The organism is Comamonas sp. GCA5 (genome assembly GCF_036541385.1).
Lineage (GTDB): Bacteria > Pseudomonadota > Gammaproteobacteria > Burkholderiales > Burkholderiaceae_C > Comamonas > Comamonas aquatica.
In genome coordinates, this window is record NZ_JAZHFR010000288.1 from 1 (window position 1) to 239 (window position 239).

Here is a 239-nt window from a genome sequence, read left to right on the forward strand (position 1 = left end):
CTCACTCCTCTTGGCGATCTGCACCGTCACGTGCTCGCCCACAATCTCCTGCACACCCTGCTCAAAAGGCTTGCCGGTGTAGCCGCTGTCGCACAGCACACTTTGCACTCGGCCCAGGTTGGGCTTGCAGCGCTTGAGCGCCTGCAGTGCCCCTTTGCGATCCGTCACCTCAGCCGTGGTCACCGCTATGGCATGCGGCAAGCCCTGGGCATCCACCGCGATGTGGCGCTTGATGCCCG

General features: G+C 64.0%; 1 protein-coding gene. It reads right to left on the reverse strand.

All coding sequences use genetic code 11. The features are described from left to right. Positions 1 to 239: transposase (locus SJH88_RS19660; RefSeq protein WP_274755439.1), on the reverse strand; the 239-nt coding region annotated here is incomplete at both ends.